Consider the following 4,588-nt stretch of genomic DNA (forward strand, 5'->3'; position numbering starts at 1 on the left):
GGGATTCATGCCGCGTGGCATTTTTGGTATGCGGTTGTTTTTGGTGTTGAAAGTGGTCTGCGGAAGTTTGGTTTAGGCGGCATTCACCCCTTAACGCAGCGTTATGAGGAGTTTAGAGTATGCAGCAATCTCAGATTGTGGAAGAGAAAGTAGTAAAAGCAGTCAAGGACTTTGCATGTTCGATAAACTCGGGGAGTAAAGTCGTTGCTGATATGTCCTCGTTGATTGACGCGACTTCCCAGCTGCCACTTACAAGTTTTGATTATTGGGAGCGAATTATTCGATCTGAATTCTCCCTTGCACTAAGAGAACTTGAGCCTCCCAAATGGAAGTTTTGGTCTAAGCCTAAAGAATTGTTAACTTGGCTAGATTTGACTAGTTGGGATGGCTACAGGAGAGAAAAAGCTCTACGAAGTTTGTCAGGAGCTGCCCCCAATGCGTTTTTCTTTTCTCTTGCGGTGCGTAGGCTTAATGATTGGGTGCCACAAGTACGTGAAGCTGCGAGAAATACATTGCCGGAATTAGCAAAAGCGACAGCACCGGATTTCGTAGTCGAATCCTTGCTAACTGCTCTTTCAAATTGGAATTCTTGGGGCAGGATTGAAGATGCGGACAAGAAAATTCTTTTACAAATCATATCGCAGAAAGACATTGCTAACTCAATGAGGTCTAAGCTCATTTCATCAAGTGCAGGACCTATGCCTTCACTGTTTTCTCAGCTTGGACGCACAAATATTCTTGATGATTATTTACCAGAAATTGCAAATCTAGCCGTACAACCCGCAGTTCGAGCCAAAGCATACCGAAGCCTACTTGAAAGGCGTATAGCTTGGATAGAGGGCCGTAAGTGGAAATGGACTGATATCCGTTATTGCGAGGGAAGAATGACGCCCATCATGTCTGAACGCAAGTTAGATATCAAAGCTCCCATATTGGAATTGCTAAAATGCTCTGCTGAAGACCGGTCATCTGTTGTAAGAAGAGTATCAGCAGAGGTTTTGATTCGAGATCTAGAAGAGGTTGGAATTTACGCTAAGGTATTAGCGGAAAAATTTGCATTAGATCAATCCTCTGCGGTGTCGGAAAGGGGACGATTTGCATTGAATAAGCTTCAGGAATTGGAGCGCGATAACTCCTCATAACAAAGCGTTTAAGACAGATTCGCAACGCTCGGCATTTTTGGTTTGCTTTGATTTTAGTGTTTACGGCACAATAGTTTAGGTTCGGTGGTTAGCGTTGCTCACTACTTAACGCAGCGTTATGCCACAAGACGTTCAACATGGAGGAAAGGAAATGGATTTAAACGCAATATTACTATTTGTAGTCGCTTGTCTGGCTATCAATATGATACCTGGCCCAGACGTAATCTACATCGTCTCAAACACAATGAAAGGCAAGCTTGCAACCGGATTTAAAGCTGCAATTGGTCTTGGTGTTGGCTACTTTGTACATACATTAGCTGCGTGTTTAGGTTTGTCCGCGATAATCCTCAGCTCTGCTGTAACTTTTAGTGCGGTAAAATGGTTGGGTGCCGCTTACTTAGTATATTTAGGTGTTCAGTCTCTGATATCTATGTGGCGTGGAGGCAGTAAAATAGTGGTTAGTGAAAGTGTTGAAACCAACAAAAATGTATTTATACAAGGCGTTATTGTTAGTGTTTTGAACCCGAAGGTAGCACTATTCTTCCTTTCATTTTTACCTCAGTTTGTCGATACATCTACGGGCTCCGCATCAATGCAATTATTAGTGCTTGGTTTGCTCTTCAGCGCATTAGCTACGCTGTGTAACGTTTTATATGCCTCAGTCGGTAGTTGGGTTTTTAGTCGATCAAATTCTCAGCGTTATTCACGAGCACTTGAGGGTGTCTCGGGAGTTCTGCTTATTGGGCTGGCAGGCAAAGTCGCAATCAGTGAGCGCTAGTGGCATAACAAACAATTTAAGTGTGATTCAGCACGCGTGGCATTTTTGGTATGCGGTGGTTTCGGTGTTGAAGTGCTATGCGGTGGCTTGGTCATTGCGTGCTTCACACCTTAATTGGGCGTTAGCTTTCAAGGAGGAAAATTGAGCGCAAGTGACTATATCAAAGAGGTTCGTTCTAAGATTGGAACGATGCCACTTCTTATCCCCGGCGTTGCGGGTGTCATTTTAAATGAAAATAAAGAGCTACTACTTCAGCAAAAATCAGATGGCACATGGAGCCTTCCTGCCGGAATGATTGAACCTCAAGAGTCGCCAGTGCAAGCATTGATCAGGGAAGTTCGCGAGGAAACAGGTTTGGCTGTAAAAGTAGATCGCCTACTCGGTGTATTCGGCGGTGAGGGTTTTGGTTTTACATACCCAAATGGTGATCAAGTTGAATACACAGTTATCATGTTCAAATGTGTAGTAGAAAGTTGTTCTCAATCCACACTCGATGATGAAACGGTATGCCTTAAATGGTTTTCAAAAGGTAATATGCCAAGGCTTGAGCTGCCTTACCCGTTGGATTGTTTATTTGCAGAAAATGATTCAGCGTACTTCGTTGGCTAGAAAGCTAACAAATTGTTCAAGAGTGATTCGGCACGCGTGGCATTTTTACTATGCGTTAGTTTTAGTGGTTAAGGTGGTATGCGGAGGCATCGGCATTGCGTGCCTCACACCTTAACAAGGCGTTAGCCGTCACGCTGAATGTTCAGGTGACGGCATAAGAATTAGTTATTTACGAACATGTGGTTAGCTTTAGTTACACCTCTGTCGTAAGTGCAGAATGTGTCTGTAGCAGCTTCAGTTTTACTGTGAATCTTGATGTTGGTAATAACCTCGACAGCCCCCGCATCGTAGCAAGCTTGTTGCGCAGCTTTTACAATCTCTAGCAGTTGGTTTAGTTCGCCTTTTAAAGTGGTTTCCATCGCACTCACTTGAAATGGGACGCCAGAGGCTTTGACAACCTCAATAGCTTTATCGACGACTTCAAAGTTATTCCCTTCTTTTAGTCGTGGTATAACTTGGAAAGCTAGCATGACTTGATCTAGCAGTGGTTTTTGATTTGACATCAATAATTTCTCACTGGTTTTTGTTGGTATTGAGCTGCGTATAGTAACATCAATTCGAAGCATCGAGGTTTCACGTTGAGAGTGTCGGCTAACAAACGCTTCAAGAGGGACAGCCAACGCGTGGCATTTTTACCATGCGTTGGTTTTTGTGATTACGATGTAATGCGGAAGCTTGGTAATGGCGTTGGCTGCCCCTTAAGCGGGCGTTATGTTTAATCATGTAAAATCAGTTGGTTGCATCTTTTCTTTGCTTTCTAATTTTGGTCTTGTCGGCAAGTGACTTTAGTGGTCGCTGTTTTCTGGACTCCAATTCGTGGGCGCTAAAAATTCAGAGAGTTGCCTCATTTAAGTTCAGTGCGTTTTTGAGTCGAATGACGCGATCTTACTTTCAAACTTTGAGCTCCAGTTTTCGGTTTTCCACGCTAAAACTCAATATCAGTAAATTCAAATTTATTTGTAAATTCAGTTTTTTAGCGTCTGGTTTTTGTTTTCAAAGATAAGTTGAGTTAAGCTTAGGTATCGCAAAACTTAATCCTTTGAGCCTTAAACATAACAAAGCGTTTAAGCGGGATTCATGCCGCGTGGCATTTTTGGTTTGCAGTAAGTTTTGGTGGTGAAGGTGGTCTGCGGAAAGTTGGTTTATGCAGCACTCACCCCTTAACGCGGCGTTAGTTTGCAAGAGGAAAAGCGCAGCTATATCGCAAGACCTAGTGGCAAAAGTTCAAAGTCGAAATTGTCGTATCGGCGTTCAATTTCAGTGTTAACTAGTGTGGTGAAAACCCAAAATTGGCATTGTTTCAACGGTTGATTTGTTCTTTGGTGCGGCGAATTTTGGGTTAACTGAGTTGAACTTTTTTGCTGAAACTCTGCTCGTTGAGTTTGTTGGTACAAAATCCGATTTACTCGCTGAAATGACGTTTTTTCTGGTGTGGTAAGTTCCACGTGGTTTCAGTGACTTTGTTGAAAGTCCGCATTGTGAGATTGGTTTTCCAAAAGCACTTTTTGGTGTTGTGAGTTCGTTTTCTGCTGCGTTGTTTGTTCCACGTGGTTTCATTGAGTAGCCGCTTTGAGACTACGCCTGACTTAATTGCATCAAAGCACATAAGGTTTGTTGTTTTCAAAATTTAAAATAACGTAAAATCAACTCCTTGGGTTTGCAAACTAACAAACTGCTCAAGAGGGATTCGCAACGCGTGGCATTTTTATCATGCGTTGGTTTTAGTGATTAAGGTGGTGTGCGGCGGCTTTTGTATTGCGTTGCTCACCCCTTAGCAGGGCGTTATGTTTAATCACGTAAAATCAGCCGGTTGCATCTTTTCTTTGTTCCTTCGTATTTTCAATCTTGGTCTTGTCGGCAAGTTGGCTTTCGGTGGTCGCTGTTTTCTGGACTCCAATTCGTGGGCGCTAAAAGTTCAGAGAGTTGCCTCATTGAAATGCAGAGTGTAGGTGAGTGAAGTGATTTTGAGTTCAAAGTTAAAGCCCGGCTTTGCGGTTTCTTACGTTAAAACTCAAAGTCAGAATGTTCAAAATTATGAGTTAATTCAGCTTTTTAGCGT

At 42.8% G+C, this 4,588-nt stretch carries 7 protein-coding genes and 1 pseudogene; 6 read left to right on the forward strand and 2 right to left on the reverse strand.

Features of this window, described 5'->3' with window-relative positions; translation table 11 throughout:
* The 5 genes and pseudogenes from FC652_RS19255 to FC652_RS19275 form a co-directional block, all read left to right on the forward strand.
* Positions 1–153: pseudogene (locus FC652_RS19255) on the forward strand (DUF3265 domain-containing protein); the annotation flags it as partial.
* Positions 120–1,142, forward strand: a complete 1,023-nt coding sequence (locus FC652_RS19260; RefSeq protein WP_176299808.1) for a hypothetical protein — start codon at positions 120–122, stop codon at positions 1,140–1,142. The pseudogene FC652_RS19255 and the gene FC652_RS19260, both read left to right, overlap by 34 nt.
* Before the next feature lie 151 nt (positions 1,143–1,293).
* The gene (locus tag FC652_RS19265; protein WP_154186152.1) at positions 1,294–1,920 is read left to right on the forward strand and encodes a LysE family translocator; all 627 of its coding nucleotides are present in this window, start codon (positions 1,294–1,296) and stop codon (positions 1,918–1,920) included.
* Positions 1,921–1,956: 36 nt separating this feature from the next.
* The gene (locus FC652_RS20870) at positions 1,957–2,034 is read left to right on the forward strand and encodes a DUF3265 domain-containing protein (RefSeq protein WP_079852080.1); all 78 of its coding nucleotides are present in this window, start codon (positions 1,957–1,959) and stop codon (positions 2,032–2,034) included.
* Between the two features lie 27 nt (positions 2,035–2,061).
* Positions 2,062–2,529: an NUDIX domain-containing protein gene (locus tag FC652_RS19275; protein WP_176299809.1), complete on the forward strand. Its 468-nt coding sequence runs from the start codon at positions 2,062–2,064 to the stop codon at positions 2,527–2,529.
* 161 nt (positions 2,530–2,690) lie between these two features.
* Here the strand turns inward: FC652_RS19275 and FC652_RS19285 are convergent, their stop codons facing one another.
* A complete protein-coding gene (locus tag FC652_RS19285) occupies positions 2,691–3,032 on the reverse strand; it encodes a thiamine-binding protein (protein ID WP_000070745.1) in 342 nt (113 codons plus the stop codon).
* A 549-nt stretch (positions 3,033–3,581) separates the two neighbouring features.
* On the opposite strand from FC652_RS19285, the gene FC652_RS19290 reads away from it, so the two are divergent.
* Positions 3,582–3,704 (forward strand): DUF3265 domain-containing protein, encoded by a 123-nt coding sequence (locus FC652_RS19290; protein WP_176299810.1) that lies wholly within the window; start codon positions 3,582–3,584, stop codon positions 3,702–3,704.
* An 88-nt stretch (positions 3,705–3,792) separates the two neighbouring features.
* On the opposite strand, the gene FC652_RS19295 is transcribed toward FC652_RS19290, so the two are convergent.
* Positions 3,793–4,086: a hypothetical protein gene (locus tag FC652_RS19295; protein ID WP_165386801.1), complete on the reverse strand. Its 294-nt coding sequence runs from the start codon at positions 4,084–4,086 to the stop codon at positions 3,793–3,795.
* Between the last annotated feature and the right edge of the window lie 502 nt (positions 4,087–4,588).

This window comes from Vibrio sp. 05-20-BW147 (genome assembly GCF_013369385.1).
Classification (GTDB): Bacteria; Pseudomonadota; Gammaproteobacteria; order Enterobacterales; family Vibrionaceae; genus Vibrio; species Vibrio floridensis.